This is a genomic window from Micromonospora sp. NPDC005087 (assembly GCF_042872965.1).
Classification (GTDB): Bacteria; Actinomycetota; Actinomycetes; order Mycobacteriales; family Micromonosporaceae; genus Micromonospora.
Genome location: NZ_JBIALB010000005.1, coordinates 220,883 through 236,250 on the forward strand (window position 1 = coordinate 220,883; position 15,368 = coordinate 236,250).

A 15,368-nucleotide genomic window follows, 5' to 3' on the forward strand; every position below is an offset into this window, starting at 1 on the left:
CGCCCGGCGGTTTGACCCTCGACCCGGTCGAACCCGCACGGTCACCGCCATGACCTCCTCCGTTCTGGGCCGGGATTTCCGGCTGCTCTGGTCCGCCGCCGTCTCCTCGCGGTTGGGGGACGCGCTGCGTACGCCGGCCTTGGCGCTGCTGGCCGCGACGATGACCCACGATCCCCGGGTCATCGCGGCGGTCACCGTGGTCGCTCAGCTACCGCCGTTGCTCTTCGGCCTGCTCGGCGGTGTGTACGCGGACCGTTGGGACCGCCGGCGGACGATGGCCCTGGTGGACGGGGCCCGCGCCGTCGTGGTGGCGGCGCTGGCCGTGGCGGTTGCCTTCGACCGGGCCGGCGTCCTGGCGCTGCTGGTGGCCGCGTTCCTCCTCGCCGCGTTGGGCACCCTGTTCGACGCCGCCTCGTTCGCGCTGCTTCCCGCGCTGGTGCCGCCGGCCGCGCTGCCCCGGGCGAACGGCCGACTCCAGGCGGGCACGGCGGTGGCCGGCGGCTTCCTCGGCGCACCCGCCGCCGGCGTTCTCTTCGCCGCCGCCCCCGCTCTCCCGTTCACCGTCGACGCCGTCACCTTCGCGGTGGCCGCCCTGCTCGTCCTGGCCCTCACCCCGATACCCGCTCCGCACGCCGTGGCCGGAGTTCGGCGGGGGTCGGTCTGGGGCGAGATCGTCGAGGGGATGCGGTGGCTGCGTGGGCACCGGACACTGTGGCGGGTCACCCTGCTGGCCGCCGCGAGCAACCTGGCGATCAGCGGGCTGCTCGCGGTGCTGGTGCTCTACGCGCTGGACGTGTTGCGGGTGCCGCCGGCCGGGTACGGCCTGTTCGCCGCGGGGGCGATCGTCGGCGGCGTGGCCGGGGCGCTCGGGTCGGGTCGGCTCGCCGCCCGGCTCGGCACGGTGACCGCGCTGCGCGTGGTGCTCGCCGTGCAGACCGTCGCGTTGGCCGGGTTCGCGCTGGCCCGGCATCCGGTGCCGGGCGGGATCGCGCTGGCCGTCTTCGCCGCCGGCACCGTGGTGTGGAACAGCCTGTGCGCGTCGTACGGGCAGCGGCACGTGCCGAGCGGACTGCTCGGTCGGGTGGGTGCCGCCCAGCGGATGGTCGGGCTGCTCACCGCACCGGTGGGCGCGGCGGTGGCCGGGCTGGTCGCCGCGGCGTACGGAACCGTGCCGGTGGCGGGTGCGGCGGCCGGGACGTTCGCACTGGTCACTCTGGCGGCGTGGCGGACACTGCGGGACTAGCCCGGCGTTCGTTCCCGGTGGGACAGCCCGGACAGGCGCAGCGCGATCTGGCGCCGGGCCGGCGGTAGGGCACCGAGCAGCCGGAGCAGCACGTCGCGTACCGGCCGGCGGGCCGGGGAGAGGGTGGCCAGCCTGGTCAGCCCGGCGGCGAAGCTGAGCACGTCCTCGGCCATCGGGCGCTGCCGGGCGGTGTAGTCGTCCAGCAGCGTCTGCGGACCGCCGCCGAGCACATCGGCCAGCGCGGTGCCGAGCGCCACCGCATCGCAGATGCCGAGGTTCATGCCCTGCCCGCCGGCGGGACTGTGCACGTGCCCCGCGTCGCCGGCCAGCAGCACCGGTCCGGACCGGAACGTGTCGGCGATCCGGTGGTGCACCCGGAACCGGGATCCCCAGAGCACTTCGGTGACCCGTTCGGGTTGCCGCGTCGGGCCGCGCTCGTCGAGCAGCGCCTGGAGGTACGCCGGGTCGGGCTCGGCCGGCGCGGTCGGCGCGGCGGCGACCAGCCGCACCACCCCGTCCGGGAGCGGCGCCCAGATCAGCGGCCCGGACCGGGCGAGGAAGAGCGCCGCCTCGTCGCGGGGCAGGGCGCTGTCCACCCGCACGTCGGCCAGCACGAAGGACTCCTCGTCGCTGGGGCCGGTGAAGCCGATGCCGGCCAGCCGCCGGACCGTGCTGTGCAGGCCGTCCGCGCCGACCACGAACCGGGCGCGCACCTCGGCCCCGTCGACCTGCGCGAGCGCCCCGTCAGCGGTCCGGCTCAGACCGGACATCTGGCACGGCCGCCGGACCTGGACGCCGAGGTCGGCCAGGCGCTCGGTGAGCACGGCCTCGGTGACCGCCTGGGAGACCATCAGCGCGTAGGGGAAGCGGGACGGCAGCTGGTGGAACGGGACCGACAGCAGCACCCGGTCCCGGTCGCGGACGGTGAAGCGCGGCGCCCGCACCCCCTGGGCGACCAGCGGCGCCGCGGCGCCGATCCGGTCCAGCTCCTCCAGGGTGTACGCGTGCACGACGGCCGCGCGGGAGGTCACCGGCGGGCTGGCGAGTTGGTCCACCACGGTCACCTCGAATCCGCGGCGGGCCAGTGTCAGTGCGGCGGCGAGGCCTGTTGGCCCGGCTCCCACCACCAGAACGTCGGTATGCGTGGGCAGCATGGCCACCTCCCGGACGACCGTTGCCAACAGCTGTTGGCAAACACTTGTTGGCAACGCTAGAGCCAGCTCATTGTGTGTCAACAGCCGTTGGCATACGGTCGTTGACATGACAGCGCCCGCCCACTCCGCCCAGCCCCGCCGCTCGGACGTCACCCGGGCCGCGATCCTGCGCGCCGCTCGCGAGCGATTCGCCGCGGACGGGTACGAGCGCGCCACGATCCGGGCCATCGCCGCCGACGCCCGGATCGACCCGTCGATGGTGATGCGCTACTACGGCAGCAAGGAGGGCCTCTTCGCGGCGGCGGCCGAGTTCGACCTACGGCTGCCCGACCTGACCGACGTGCCGCCCGAGCAGTTCGGTGCGGTGCTGGTGCGGCACTTCCTCGCCCGGTGGGAGGGCGACGAGACGCTGGCGGCACTGCTCCGGGCCGCCAGCACCAATCCGGGCGCGGCGGAACGAATCCGCGGCATCTTCGCCGATCAGCTCACCGCGGCCGTGGCGACCTTCGGCACCGACCCGGCAACCACCGCGCGGCGTGCCAGCCTGGTGGCCAGTCAGATCCTCGGCCTCGCCTTCACCCGCTACATCGTCCGCCTGCCGCCGATGGTGGAGCTGGATCCGGAGGAGCTGGTTTCCTGGGTCGCACCAACCCTCCAGCGCTATCTGACCGGGCAGCCGGAGAGCTGACCCAACCTTTTCCCCCTCCCCGTGCGTCTGCCAGGTGACGGCCGAACGCGACGGCCGGGAGGTGGGCGAATGGGACCGGCGGCAAGTGACGGACGTGACGGCTACCTCGCCTTCGTGGAGAGCCACCAGCACCGCCTGCTGCGCGCGGCCTACCTGATCTGCGGCAACCGGCACCAGGCCGAGGACCTCCTCCAGGAGGCGCTGCTCAAGCTGGCGCTGCGCTGGACCACGGTCCGCGACGGCGATCCCGCCGCGTACGTGCGGGCCATCCTCTACCGGGACACGGTGTCGTGGTGGCGTCGCCAGCGGCGGGAACGGCTCAGCGCCGACCCGCCGGAGCAGGTGGCCCCCGACCGCGACGGCGCGCTGCGGCTCACCCTGCACGACGCGCTCGGCCTGCTGCCGCCCCGGCAGCGGGCCGTGCTGGTCCTGCGCTACTACGAGGACCTGACCGAGGTCGCCACGGCCGAGGCGCTCGGCGTGACCGTCGGCACCGTGAAGAGCCAGTGCCACGCGGCGCTGCGGCGGCTCCGCGAGGTGGCCCCGGAACTCGCCCGGGACTCCCGACCGGCCCAGGAGCCGGCGACTCGCGGCGACCTGGCCAGCGGCCTGGAGGTGAACCCGTGAACGAGCAGGACCTGCGTCGGCTGCTGACCGTCAGCGTCGAGGACGTCCGACCCAGCCACCCAGCGGCGGCCGGCTGGGAGCGGGCCCGACGTACCCGGCGTACCCGATGGGCGGTCGGCGCGGTCGCCCTGGCCGTGGCACTGATCGGCGGCGGCACGGTGGCCGCCCTGCGACCGCCCGCGGATCCGCCGCCGGACCATTCGGTGGCCCCGACCGTGGAGCCCAGCCATGCCCCGCCGGTGGTGCGGGCCCCCGCCGAGCTGCCCTTCCCGCCCGACCCGTTGGCCCGGCTCAGCGGCCCGGCGACCGTGCGGCTGTCGGAGCGACCGGTCCAGCGGGCGCTGGCACTGTTCCAGCCTCTGGACGAGGAGAATCACGCGGACGGTCCCGTCCGGATCCTCGGCGACGACGGCGTCGTGCGCAGTCTCGACGTTGTTTCGCTGGCGCCCACCCGGGACGAGGGCGGCAACGAGGCGCCCGCCGTGAAGCCGGGAGTGCTGTCGCCGGACGGCCGATGGGCCGCTTTCGCACAGACCAGCGAGCTGGTCATGGTCGACCTCACCAGAGCGGGCGTGCGCCGGGTCCCGCTCGACGGTTACCTGGAGCTGGTGGTCTGGGCGAACGACCGGGTGCTGGTCGGCGGCGACAACCGGACGTACGCGGTGGACCGGGAGACCGACGCGGCGAGCACCATCGATGTGTCGGCCTGGGACGTCGTGGCACCCGACCCGGCGGCAGGCCGCGAGGCGGCGCTAGTCGAGGTGGGTGGCGAGCGGGGCGGCCTGATGCTGCGCAGCCGGACCGCCCGCGAGGGCACCATCCGCTCCGAAGAGCGGATCACCGGCGACGCGCTGCCCGCGCCGTACCAGGTCAACGAGTTCTATGGCCGGGGTTGGTTGCACGGCGAGCGGCTGGCCCGGGCAGCGTGGATCACCAGCGGCGAGATCGACGGCGCCGAGGGAGTGGCCGTGCTGGACGCCCGCACCGGCGCTGTTTCCCACGTCCTCGACCTGGGCCGGGACCGCGCCAAGGGCTGTTGCGAGGTGCTGGGCTGGGACAAGGAGGGTGCGGTGCTCCTCCGTCTGGAACCGGCCGGCCTGGCACGGTGGCACCCGGAGACCGGCGAGGTCAGCGGTATCGTCCGCGACCTGCCCGGTGTGGTGGCACTGGCTGGCTGAGCACCGTCCCCGCGAGACGACAACGGCCGCGCGGGGACGGTTGGGCCGCTCAGGCGGCGAGGCCGCCCGGCTGGTCGCCCTTCACGACGGGAGCCCGGACCAGGTTGCCCCACTCGGTCCAGGAGCCGTCGTAGTTACGCACCTGCGGGTATCCCAGCAGGTGCCGCAGCACGAACCAGGTGTGGCTCGACCGCTCACCGATCCGGCAGTACGCGATCACGTCGTCGTCCGGGCTGAGGCCGAGCTGGTCGGCGTAGATCGCGCGCAGTTCGTCCGACGACTTGAACGTGCCGTCCTCGTTGGCGGCGGACTTCCACGGCTTGTTCACCGCACCCGGGATGTGCCCGCCACGCAGCGCACCCTCCTGCGGGTAGTCCGGCATGTGCAGCATCTCGCCGGTGTACTCGCCCGGGGACCGGACGTCGACCAGCGGCCGACCCGCGGCGATGTGCGCCATCACCTGCTCGCGGAACGCCCGGAGCGGCGTGTCGTCCCGCAGCGGCACCGGGTAGTCGGCGCGCGGACGGGACGGCTTGTCGCGGGTCACCTCGCGCCCCTCGGCGATCCACTTCTGCCGGCCGCCGTCGAGCAGCCGCACGTCGGCGTGCCCAAAGAGCGAGAAGACCCAGAGGGCGTACGCGGCCCACCAGTTGAAGTTGTCGCCGTAGAAGACCACCGTGTCGCCTCGGCCGATGCCCTTGGCGGCGCACATCTCGGCGAAGCCCTTCGCGTCGAGATAGTCCCGGGTCACCTGGTCGTTCAGCTCCGTGTGCCAGTCGACCTTGACGGCACCGGGGATGTGACCGGACTCGTAGAGCAGCACGTCCTCGTCGGACTCGACCACGACGAGGCCCTCGTCGCCCAGGTGCTCGGCCAGCCAGTCGGTGGTGACCAGCCGCTGCGGGTCCGCGTACGACTGGAGGCGGGGATCAGGATCGTTCGGCACAGACATGATCCCCAAGGTACGCCGCAACCCTGCCCCTCGACCGGCCATCGGGTGCGACGCCGCGCACGTGACTGAAGGGTCAGGCGCGGCGGTGGGCGATCCGACCGGCGACCACGGTCACCAGGCAGGCACCGTCGGCGTCGAGGACCGCCAGGTCGGCGCGCCCGCCCTTGTGCAATCTCGGTGGTACGGCCGCCAGCAGCACCAGCAGGTCACCCCGGTCGACTGCGGCCCGCAGCGCCGGGTCCGCAAGGTGCTCCGCCAGCACCGCCGTCACCCCGCTCCGCAGCAGCGCGTGCACCCGCTCGCGCGGGGTGGGCGCCACCGGCAGCGGGCCGTCGTGCAGCAGACCCGGCCCCAACGTGCCGGGCCAGCGGCGGACCCGCACCCCGGCGTACGCCCCGCTCAGCTCGGCCAGCGGACCGACGGCCTCGATCCGGTCGCCGCTCACCACCACGGCGTGATCCGCCGCCGGCTCGCCATCCGGAGTGAGCCGCAGAAGCGGCGCGGTGTGCAGGGTGCGCACGCTCAGTCGACGATCGGCCCGAGCAGCGGACGCTTCGCGGTGACCGTGTCGCCGGACGACCGGCCGGTCAGCCGGCGCTTGATCCACGGGGCCAGATGCTGCCCGGCCCAGCGCAGGTCGGCCGCGCGGGCGGCGAGCCACGGAGAGGGCGCGGGGTGCGGGGGCACCATCAGCCACTCCTCGTCGCAGCCGACGCCGAGCGCGGTGAGCACCTGTCCGGCGACCCGTCGGTGCCCGGCCTCGCTCAGGTGCAGCCGGTCGGTGCTCCAGAGCATCGGGTTGAGGAAGGTGTCGTCGGCGTACAGGTCGACCATGATGGCGCCGTGCCGCTCCGCGGTCTCGCCGACCGCCTGGTTGAGCAGCTCCACCCGGGGAGCGACGAGACGCTGGCCGGGCAGCCGGGCCATCACGTCGGCGAACCGGAAGAGCAGCACGTCCGCGCCGCCCGAACGCAACTGCCGCACCACCTCGTCGAAGCGGGCGACCAGCGTGTCCGGATCGAAGGTGCGGCGCAGCACGTCGTTGCCGCCAGCCGCGAAGCTGATCAGGTCGGGCTTCATGGCCACCGCGGCGGGCACCTGCTCGGCGACCACGCTGGGGAAGAGCCGACCGCGGATGGCCAGATTGGCGTACCGGAAGTCGGGACCCGCCTCGGCGGCGAGCCGGGTCGCCACCATGTCGGCCCAGCCTCGGTAGGTGCCGTCCGGGTACGCGTCGTCCATACCCTCGGTGAAGCTGTCCCCGACCGCGACAAAACTGCGCCAGCGCACCCGCGCTCCCCTCACGCCATTCGTTGCCTGCGGCGACCAGTCTGTCACCGGAGACCCGGCCGCTGGTGCCCCCGCAGGGATGACGTGGCGGAGGTCATCAGTCGCGCTCGGGGTGGCCCGGCCCGCGTCGTCGGTGTGCGGGACAGCGAGGACCCGGCCGGTGCGGTGCTCACCTTCGACCCGCAGTCCTGGCGAGCCTTCGTCACCGCTGCCAAACGGCGCTGACCTCGCCGCACCGGGGCTGATCCACTCGGGATCCCGGAAACCGGGGCATCCCCACGAACGGGATACCCCGACATCATGAAAACCGAGTCGATCACGCGGAACATCAGCGTCGAAATGGATCGCTCATCCCGCCGCACCGGTCGTAGGCTGCGCTGATGCTGCTACGCATGTCGACCCTGCTGCTGCGAACGCTGCGCGAGGACCCGGCCGACGCGGAGGTGCCGAGCCACCGGCTCCTGCTGCGCGCCGGCTACATCCGCCGCGCCGCGCCGGGCGGCTACACCTGGCTGCCGCTGGGCAAGCTGGTGCTGGACCGGATCACCGAGGTGGTACGCGGCGAGCTGATCGCGATCGGCGACCAGGAGGTGCACTTCCCGGCGCTGCTGCCGGCGGAGCCGTACCGGACCAGCGGCCGGTGGACGGAGTACGGCGACGACATCTTCACCCTCGCCGACCGACGCGGCGCCGAGTACCTGTTGGCACCCACCCACGAGGAGCTGGCAGCACTGCTGGTCAAGGACCTGTTCACCTCGTACCGGGACTTCCCGGTGACGCTGTTCCAGGTGCAGACCAAGTTCCGGGACGAGGCACGGCCGCGGGCCGGTCTGCTGCGCGGCCGGGAGTTCCTCATGAAGGACGCGTACTCCTTCGACCTGGACGAGGCGGGGCTGCGGGACGCGTACGGGCGGCACCGGGCGGCGTACCAGCGGATCTTCGACCGGCTGGGCCTGGACTACACGGTGGTGCACGCGATGTCCGGGGCGATGGGCGGCTCGGCGTCGGAGGAGTTCCTGGCCGCGACGCCGGTCGGCGAGGACACCTTCGTCGGCTGCACCGCCTGCGACTACGCGGCGAACACCGAGGCGGTCACCACCCGGGTGCCGGCCGCCGGCGACCCGACCGCGCAGCCGGCCGTCGAGGTGCACGACACTCCCGAGACCCCGACGATCGCCAGCCTGGTCGAGCTGGCCAACGCGCGCCGGCTGGGTGGCCGGGACGGCTGGACGGCCGCCGACACCCTGAAGAACGTCGTGCTGGCCGTCCGTCTGCCGGGCGCGGACCGGGCCGAGCCGCTGGTGGTCGGCGTTCCTGGTGACCGGGAGGTCGACCTGAAGCGGGTGGACGCCGCGCTGCACCCGGCCCAGGTGGCCGTCTTCGAGGAGTGGGCCGACCATCCCGAGCTGGTTCGCGGGTACATCGGGCCGCAACTGCTCGACAAGCTGGGCATCCGCTACCTCGTCGACCCGCGGGTGGTGCCCGGCTCGGCCTGGTTGACCGGGGCGAACGAGCCGGGCCGGCACGCGACGGACGTGGTCTGCGGGCGGGACTTCACGCCCGACGGCACGATCGAGGCGGCCGACGTACGGGCCGGCGACCCCTGCCCGACCTGCGAGGGTGGCCAGCTGACCATCCGGCGGGGCATCGAGATCGGGCACATCTTCCAACTCGGCCGCCGGTTCACCGACGCGTTCGCGGTCGACGTGCTCGGTCCGGCGGGCAAGCCGGTCCGGCCGACCATGGGCTGCTACGGCATCGGGGTGTCGCGGGCGGTGGCGGCGATCGCCGAGCAGCACCACGACGACCGGGGGCTGGTGTGGCCGGCGGCGGTCGCGCCGTGTGACGTACACCTGGTCGTGGCGGGCAAGGGGCCGCAGCTCGACGCGGCGCTGGAGCTCGGCGGGCGGCTCGCGGCCGCCGGCCTGCGGGTGCTGGTCGACGACCGGACGCACGTCTCGGCCGGGGTGAAGTTCACCGACGCCGAGCTGATCGGTGTGCCGCGCGCCGTCGTGGTCGGCCGACGGCTGGCCGACGGGTACGTCGAGCTGCGCGAGCGGGCCGGCGACGGGCGCACCGAGCTGCCGTTGGACGGTCTGGTGGAACGGTTGGTCGACGAGGTACGCCGGGAACGTGGGACCGTGGTGTAGCCACCGCGGCACGGGGTACCGCAGTTCGATCGGGTGGATACGTCTTCGGAGGCTCTGATGACCGGTTACCGGGTCAGCGACGTGATGACCAAGCAGGTGGTGTACCTGCCGGCGGAGACCACCCTGGACGAGGCGGCCAGGGTGATGAAGGAGGCGGACATCGGTGACGTGGTGGTCACCGACGGCGCCAGCCTCGCCGGCATGCTCACCGACCGCGACATCGTGGTCCGGGCGGTGGCCGAGAACATCTCGCCGGCCGCCACGACCATCGGCTCGATCGTCACCCGCGAGGTGGTCATGATCGAGCAGCACTGCACGGCGGGCGAGGCGGCGGCGTTGATGCGGGACCGGGGCATCCGCCGGGTGCTGGTCTGCGACACCGACCGCAAACTGGTCGGCATCGTCTCGCTCGGCGACCTGGCCATGCAGCTCGACCCGACGAGCGCCCTCAGCGAGATCAGCGAGCAGTCCCCCACGGTGTAAGGAAGGGCCCCTTCCTATCGCCTCAGGTAGAGGAAGGGGCCCCTATTAACAGCGGTAGCCTCGACGCATGGCTGACATGCCGGCCCGACTGGCCGAGATCGTCGACGAGTTCGCCTCCGCGCCGCGCGACCTGGTGCTGGAGATGCTGCTCGAGTACGCCGACGTCATCCCGCCGCTCCCGGTGGAGGCCGCCGAGCGCGAGGGCATGGAGCAGGTGCCGGAGTGCCAGACGGCGTTCTTCCTGCGCGCCCGGGTGACGCCGGACGGGGTCGTCGAGACGCTCTTCGACTGCCCACCGGAGGCGCCGACCACCCGGGCGTTCGCCGGGATCCTCGCCGAAGGGTTGGCCGGCGCGAGCGCCGAGGAGGTGCTGGCCGTGCCGGACGACCTCTACCAGCGGATGGGCCTGGCGCAGGCGATCAGCCCGCTGCGGGTGCGCGGCGGCACCGCGATCCTGGGCCGGCTCAAGCGCCAGGTACGGGAACAGATCGGCTGACCAGGGAGTTGGCACCGATCATGGAGATCGAGATCTACGCGGACGTCGTGTGCCCGTGGTGTTACATCGGCAAGCGCCGGCTGGAGAAGGCGCTCGCCAGCTACGACGGCGAGGTGACCGTCCGCTACCGGCCGTTCCAACTCGATCCGTCGCCGGTGGCCGAGCCCCGTCCGCTGATGGAGGCGATGGCCGCCAAGTTCGGCGGCCCGGAGCGGGCCCGGCAGATGTTCGCCCACGTGACCGGGATCGCGGCCGGTGACGGGCTCCGGCTCGACTTCGACCGGGCGGTGGCCGCCAACACCTTCGACGCGCACCGGCTGGTCTCATACGCGACCGACCACGGCCGGGCCGCCGACATGGTGGAGGCGCTCTATCAGGCGTACTTCACCCAGGGCGTCGACGTCGGCTCCCACGAGGCCCTGGCCACGGTGGCCGGCGGCATCGGCCTGGACGCCGCCGACGTGCGCAGGTTCCTCGACTCCGACGAGCGGGCCACCGACATCGCCGCCGAGTTGGCCGCCGCGCGGGAGTTGGGCGTCACCAGCGTGCCGACCTTCGTGCTGGCCGGAAAGTACGCGGTCACCGGCGCACAGGAGACCCAGACGCTGCTCGCCGCGCTGGCGGAGGTCGAGCAGCGCGAGTCCGGAGCACACTCGCACTGAGTCAGGCCGCAGCCGGCCAGGCACCCGGCATCGACCGGCGTGATGTTTCACGTGCAACGGTATCGATGCGGGTGCCTGGTCAGGCCGGTCGGGCCAGGCCCTCCACCACCTGCGCGCCGGGCAGCACGCCGAGCGCCGGCCCGGGAAGCGCGATCTTGCTGTGCCGTACGCCGGACCCGATGATCACGTGCGGCGTCGCGATCACCCGCGAGTCCACCAGGATCGGCCACTGCGCCGGCAACCCGATCGGGGTGATGCCGCCGTACTCCATGCCGGTGAGCGCGACCGCGTCGTCCATCGGAGCGAAGCTCGCCTTCCGCACGTCGAGCGCCCGGCGGGCCACTCCGTTCACGTCGGCACGGGTGGTGGCCAGGATGATGCAGGCCGCGTAGCGGACCACACCCTCGCGCTTGCCGGCCACCACCACGCAGTTGGCCGACACGTCCAGCCCCACCTCGTACGCCGCGCAGAACGCGGCCGTGTCGGCGAGATCGGCGTCGATCGGGGCGACCAGCACCTCGTCGACGTCCATCGGCGCGTCGGCGGGCCACTGCGCGATCGCCTCCGCCACCGGCGGTGCGAGCAGGTCCAGTCGGGCACGGGCCGGTTCGGTCTTCAGCGTTCCCATCACGGATGCGATCCTCGCACCCGCCACGCCGAACCGCCCGGCGACTCCCGAACCGTCCCACGATCCCGAGCCGCCACGCGGCCCCGCCCGTCCGGGGCCGAGCCGACCGGCGGCTCAGCTGCCGGCGAGGAAGGCGTTCTCGCGCAGGAAGGTGCGGTCGCGGGAGGCGGCCAACTCCTCGGCGCGCTGGGCCTTGGCTCGGAACAGCTCCACGTCCTCCAGCGCGTGCCGGACACCCAGCCGGATCACGCCGTAGAGGAAGACGAAGCCGAAGACATAAAGGATCACGGTGGTGACGACTGCGAACATGGCGTCACCGTAAGACGAACGTGAACCGGTGTACGTCTCATCTCCGCCCGGTTCCCCCGTACGTGTCAGCGAGGTGGTCGGCCCAGGTGCGAACGCCTCGGGGCAGCACCTCGGTGACCAGGCCGCCGGCGCGCAGTTCACGACCCAGCCGGCCGGGGATCCGCACCGGCAGCAGGGGCCGGCGTGATCCCCGGGCCTCCCGCCAGGCGCGGACCGCCTCGTCGAAGCGGAGCACCTGCGGCCCGCCGTACTCCTCGATGCCGCCCAGCGGGCCGGCGACCAGGCGAGCCGCCAGCCGCGCCGCCACCTCGCCCGGGTCGATCGGCTGGGCGAGCACCGCGCGGTCGCCGATCACCAGCCCCAGCCGCGCGCTGGCGGTCAGCATGTCGTCCAGGAACTGCGGGAACTGGGTCGCCCGCAGCACCGACCACGGCACCGGGCCGGCCGCGACCACCTGCTCGGCGGCGAGCTTGTGCCGGTAGTACGGGATGGGGACCCGGTCCACGCCGACGATCGAGACGTACACCAGGTGCCGGACACCGGCGGCGCGGGCGGCGACCACCAGCCGACGCGTGCCCAGCACGTCCACCTGGTAGGTCCGCCGACCCTGGGGTGCGGACGCCAGGTGCAGCACCGCGTCCATCCCGGCCACCGCCTCGGTCAGCCCCTCCCCGGTGGCCAGGTCGGTCGCCACCCACTCGACCTCGCCGCCGGCACGCGGCCGTCGGCTGGTCGCCCGGATGGTGACTCCGTCGTCGCGCAGCCGGGCCAGCACCGCGTGGCCCAGGCGACCGCTCGCTCCGGTGACCAGAACCCTCATCCCGTCCTCCCGTCCCGCCGCGAAACCACGGCATCCGCCAGCCCATCGACCCGTCCGGCGCGGCCGCGCCGCCCGTGGGCCACCCGCTGTTGACGGCGACCCGGCACGGCCCGTGACCGGGTGTGCGGCGGCTCACCTCGAACGGATCAGGTCCAGCACGGTCAGCAGCGTGAAGAACGCGATCAACACTTCGCTGACCACCCAGGCGTGCCCCTGGGCCCACTCCCGCATCCGGGCCAGCACCCGTGCCGCGCGCCGCCCGAGCAGGAGCAGCGCCAGCAGCGGCAGGGCGAGCAACGTCACCGTGAACAGCACGAACGGCAGCAGGTGCCACCACGGCAGGTTGTGCCGGGCCACGCTCGCCCCGACGGCGGCCATGGTCAGGTCATCGGTGGGCGTCACCACGAAGAGCAGCGCGCCCAGTCGCAACGCCCAGGCGGGGTCGGCGTGCCCGATGCTCCCCAGCCACTTCGGCTGCCCGGCCCGGTTCCGACGCAGCCAGACCACCACCGCCAGGCTGACGAGCAGGACGAGCACCACCAGGTCGATGACGGGCCCGCGATCGAGCCGGCCCGCGACGGCCGTCGCATCGGCGGCCGGGCGGCCCACCAGCCGGACGAGCAGCCACGCCACCGTCACCCCGGCGGCGACCACCAGCCCGGCGCCGGCGAGGAAGCCCAGCGACGCTGCCCGGGGACGGTCCGACGACGCGAGGAAGACCGCCACGACCAACTGGGTCCCGGCGACCATCACCACGGCCAACGGAAGGACGGTCAGGAAGTTCATCGCCCGCCATCCTCCCGGCCCACCGGCGCCGGACGCCGCCGAATCCACGGATCACCCGCCCGGCCGCGCCCTCCCGCCAACCACCACCCGGCCGGCCAGCAGCGCACCGAGCAACGCCAACCCGGCGGCCACCACCAGGGTCGCCGTGTAGCTGGCCGGGCCCGGCGCGCTCCCGGCGGCCAGCACAGCGCCGGTGAGCGCCAGCACGGTCGCCGCGAAGAGCGAGTCGCCCAGCTGCAGCGAGGAACTGTTCCGGCCCTGCTCCCCGGGGGCGGACAGCTCCAGGGTGAGCACCGACAGCGACGGATAGAGCAACCCCATGCCGAGGCCGGCCACCGCCCAGCCCAGCACCGCGACGGCCACCGGCAGCTCGGGCCGGACGGCCAGCGCCACCGTGGCGGTGCCGATCGTGATGCAGCTCAACCCGGACCGCGGCAGGCTCGCGCGGGAGGCCGGCAGCGGAATCCGGCCCTGCACCCAGGAGCCCACCGACCAGGCCACCGCCCCGACCGTGAGAACCAGCCCGGCGGCGGTGGGCGACAGACCCCGCTCCCGGGACAGCATCAACGGGATGACCACCTCGGCGCCGACGAACGCCGCCGAGGCCAGACCCCGCAGCCCGACCACGGTGGGCAGGCCCCGGGCCGCCCGCAGGAAGCCGGGCGGCAGCAGGCGCGGAGCGCAGACCAGCAGGCCGGTCACCGCGAGCGCGATCAGGACCACGGCGGCGGCACCGCGCTGCTGTCCCCCGATGTGCAGCAGTGCGGCGCTCACCGCCGCCCCGCACGCCCAGCCGACGCGGGCCGCCGCGCCCGCCGCCGGCCGGGTCGGCACAGTCCGGTCCAGCGACCGCAGGCCGGGATGGATCAACAGCACGGCCGGCACCGCCACCACCGGCACCGCCAGGAAGACCCACCGCCAGCCCAGGTACTCGACGATCAAGCCCGCCAGCGCCGGCCCGACCAGCGACGGTACGACCCACGCCGCCGCGAACGCGGCGAAGATCCGCCGGTGCAGCTCCTCCGGGTACGCGTGCCCGACGATCACGTAGAGCGCCACCGAGAGCAGCCCGGAGCCGAACCCCTGCACCACCCGGCCGACGACCAGCGCACCCATCACGGGGGCGGTCCCGGCGATCAGCAGTCCGACCACGAACCAGGCGACGCCGTGCCACATCGGCCCCCGAGGCCCACGCGAGTCGCACCAGATACCGGAGACCACCATGGCCAGCACACCCGCGGCGAACGGGCCGCCGAAGGCGATGCCGTACAGCGCCAGCCCGTCCAGGCTGCGGGCGACGGTCGGCATCGCCGTACCGACCGCCAGCGCCTCGAACGCGAGCAGCGAGATCAGCGCGACACTGCCCACCGTCATCGCGCGCAGCCGGGGCGCGAACAGCCCCGGCGGGGCCGGTACGACGGTGGCGGTCACCGAGCACCCGCCGAGCGGGCGTCGGGCGGGCGGGTCCCCAGAGGTGTGCGCGGCATGCGCCCAGCCTGCGACCTCAACCCGGATTCAGGTCAACCGGTGTGACCCGGCTCTCGTCAAGCGTTCTCCAGCGCCTCCCCGACGCCTCGTACCAGTCCCGAGAAGTGCTGGTCCGACAGGAGGTGGCCGGCGGTGATCACCAGGGCCAGCGGCCATTCAATGACCTGGAGTGCGGCGAGCACCCCGAGCCCGGCGTAGTACGCGATCCGGTCCGGCGGCGGCACCGCCACCTGACCCAGCATCGGCACCTCCACCCGCCGGCCGTACGTCCGGACGTTCTCCTGCGCGCCGTTGAGGTGTCGCGTCAGCGTGCTCATTCGGCCTCCCCGTATCCGTTGACGTTCGCCGGATTCCACCGCCCACCCCGTCCATGCGCCGCCGCCTGCGGAAAGTTCCGCTGCTCGCGGGGCATAA

The 15,368-nt window shown here is 73.5% G+C and carries 19 protein-coding genes; 9 read left to right on the top strand and 10 right to left on the bottom strand.

Going from position 1 to position 15,368, the window contains the following annotated elements:
• The first annotated feature begins 49 nt into the window (after positions 1 to 49).
• Complete coding sequence (locus ACFYPS_RS14865) at positions 50 to 1,243, top strand: MFS transporter (protein WP_387324825.1); 1,194 nt, start codon at positions 50 to 52, stop codon at positions 1,241 to 1,243.
• Here ACFYPS_RS14865 and ACFYPS_RS14870 read toward each other — a convergent pair.
• Positions 1,240 to 2,397, bottom strand: coding sequence for an FAD-dependent oxidoreductase (locus tag ACFYPS_RS14870; RefSeq protein ID WP_354966384.1), 1,158 nt, complete (start codon positions 2,395 to 2,397; stop codon positions 1,240 to 1,242). The two genes, ACFYPS_RS14865 and ACFYPS_RS14870, sit on opposite strands and share 4 nt — an antisense overlap.
• 106 nt (positions 2,398 to 2,503) lie before the next feature.
• Between ACFYPS_RS14870 and ACFYPS_RS14875 the strand changes: the two genes are divergently transcribed.
• The 3 genes from ACFYPS_RS14875 (at position 2,504) to ACFYPS_RS14885 (ending at position 4,890) form a co-directional block, all read left to right on the top strand.
• Positions 2,504 to 3,085, top strand: coding sequence for a TetR family transcriptional regulator (locus ACFYPS_RS14875; RefSeq protein ID WP_354966383.1), 582 nt, complete (start codon positions 2,504 to 2,506; stop codon positions 3,083 to 3,085).
• Between the two features lie 69 nt (positions 3,086 to 3,154).
• A complete protein-coding gene (locus ACFYPS_RS14880; RefSeq protein WP_387324829.1) occupies positions 3,155 to 3,712 on the top strand; it encodes a SigE family RNA polymerase sigma factor in 558 nt (185 codons plus the stop codon).
• Entirely contained in the window at positions 3,709 to 4,890 is a 1,182-nt protein-coding gene (locus tag ACFYPS_RS14885) for a hypothetical protein (RefSeq protein ID WP_354966381.1), read from the top strand. Before ACFYPS_RS14880 ends, ACFYPS_RS14885 begins: the two co-directional genes overlap by 4 nt.
• A 49-nt stretch (positions 4,891 to 4,939) precedes the next feature.
• On the opposite strand, the gene ACFYPS_RS14890 is transcribed toward ACFYPS_RS14885, so the two are convergent.
• The 3 genes from ACFYPS_RS14890 to ACFYPS_RS14900 form a co-directional block, all read right to left on the bottom strand.
• Positions 4,940 to 5,842, bottom strand: coding sequence for a sulfurtransferase (locus ACFYPS_RS14890; protein ID WP_354966380.1), 903 nt, complete (start codon positions 5,840 to 5,842; stop codon positions 4,940 to 4,942).
• Positions 5,843 to 5,915: 73 nt separating this feature from the next.
• The gene (locus tag ACFYPS_RS14895; RefSeq protein ID WP_354966379.1) at positions 5,916 to 6,362 is read right to left on the bottom strand and encodes a hypothetical protein; all 447 of its coding nucleotides are present in this window, start codon (positions 6,360 to 6,362) and stop codon (positions 5,916 to 5,918) included.
• Between the two features lie 2 nt (positions 6,363 to 6,364).
• Positions 6,365 to 7,132, bottom strand: a complete 768-nt coding sequence (locus tag ACFYPS_RS14900) for an SGNH/GDSL hydrolase family protein (RefSeq protein WP_354966378.1) — start codon at positions 7,130 to 7,132, stop codon at positions 6,365 to 6,367.
• An 84-nt stretch (positions 7,133 to 7,216) separates the two neighbouring features.
• On the opposite strand from ACFYPS_RS14900, the gene ACFYPS_RS14905 reads away from it, so the two are divergent.
• The 5 genes from ACFYPS_RS14905 (at position 7,217) to ACFYPS_RS14925 (ending at position 10,923) form a co-directional block, all read left to right on the top strand.
• Entirely contained in the window at positions 7,217 to 7,357 is a 141-nt protein-coding gene (locus ACFYPS_RS14905; protein WP_354966377.1) for a DUF397 domain-containing protein, read from the top strand.
• A gap of 155 nt (positions 7,358 to 7,512) precedes the next feature.
• Positions 7,513 to 9,282 carry a proline--tRNA ligase gene (locus tag ACFYPS_RS14910; protein WP_354966376.1) on the top strand — a complete coding sequence of 590 codons (1,770 nt, stop codon included), beginning with the start codon at positions 7,513 to 7,515 and terminating at the stop codon, positions 9,280 to 9,282.
• A 57-nt stretch (positions 9,283 to 9,339) separates the two neighbouring features.
• Entirely contained in the window at positions 9,340 to 9,765 is a 426-nt protein-coding gene (locus tag ACFYPS_RS14915; RefSeq protein WP_354966375.1) for a CBS domain-containing protein, read from the top strand.
• Positions 9,766 to 9,832: 67 nt separating this feature from the next.
• Positions 9,833 to 10,261, top strand: a complete 429-nt coding sequence (locus ACFYPS_RS14920; protein WP_089018370.1) for a SufE family protein — start codon at positions 9,833 to 9,835, stop codon at positions 10,259 to 10,261.
• Positions 10,262 to 10,281: 20 nt separating this feature from the next.
• The gene (locus ACFYPS_RS14925; RefSeq protein WP_354966374.1) at positions 10,282 to 10,923 is read left to right on the top strand and encodes a DsbA family oxidoreductase; all 642 of its coding nucleotides are present in this window, start codon (positions 10,282 to 10,284) and stop codon (positions 10,921 to 10,923) included.
• Between the two features lie 79 nt (positions 10,924 to 11,002).
• Here ACFYPS_RS14925 and ACFYPS_RS14930 read toward each other — a convergent pair whose 3' ends face one another.
• From ACFYPS_RS14930 to ACFYPS_RS14955, 6 genes are all read right to left on the bottom strand, one after another.
• A complete protein-coding gene (locus ACFYPS_RS14930) occupies positions 11,003 to 11,551 on the bottom strand; it encodes a YbaK/EbsC family protein (protein ID WP_354966373.1) in 549 nt (182 codons plus the stop codon).
• Positions 11,552 to 11,665: 114 nt separating this feature from the next.
• The gene (locus ACFYPS_RS14935; RefSeq protein ID WP_354966372.1) at positions 11,666 to 11,860 is read right to left on the bottom strand and encodes a hypothetical protein; all 195 of its coding nucleotides are present in this window, start codon (positions 11,858 to 11,860) and stop codon (positions 11,666 to 11,668) included.
• Between the two features lie 37 nt (positions 11,861 to 11,897).
• Positions 11,898 to 12,680, bottom strand: a complete 783-nt coding sequence (locus tag ACFYPS_RS14940; protein ID WP_387324836.1) for an SDR family oxidoreductase — start codon at positions 12,678 to 12,680, stop codon at positions 11,898 to 11,900.
• 132 nt (positions 12,681 to 12,812) lie between these two features.
• Positions 12,813 to 13,466: a GAP family protein gene (locus ACFYPS_RS14945; RefSeq protein WP_354966370.1), complete on the bottom strand. Its 654-nt coding sequence runs from the start codon at positions 13,464 to 13,466 to the stop codon at positions 12,813 to 12,815.
• A 51-nt stretch (positions 13,467 to 13,517) separates the two neighbouring features.
• Positions 13,518 to 14,897: an MFS transporter gene (locus ACFYPS_RS14950; protein ID WP_387324839.1), complete on the bottom strand. Its 1,380-nt coding sequence runs from the start codon at positions 14,895 to 14,897 to the stop codon at positions 13,518 to 13,520.
• Between the two features lie 113 nt (positions 14,898 to 15,010).
• A complete protein-coding gene (locus ACFYPS_RS14955; protein ID WP_354966368.1) occupies positions 15,011 to 15,271 on the bottom strand; it encodes a hypothetical protein in 261 nt (86 codons plus the stop codon).
• Positions 15,272 to 15,368 lie beyond the last annotated feature (97 nt).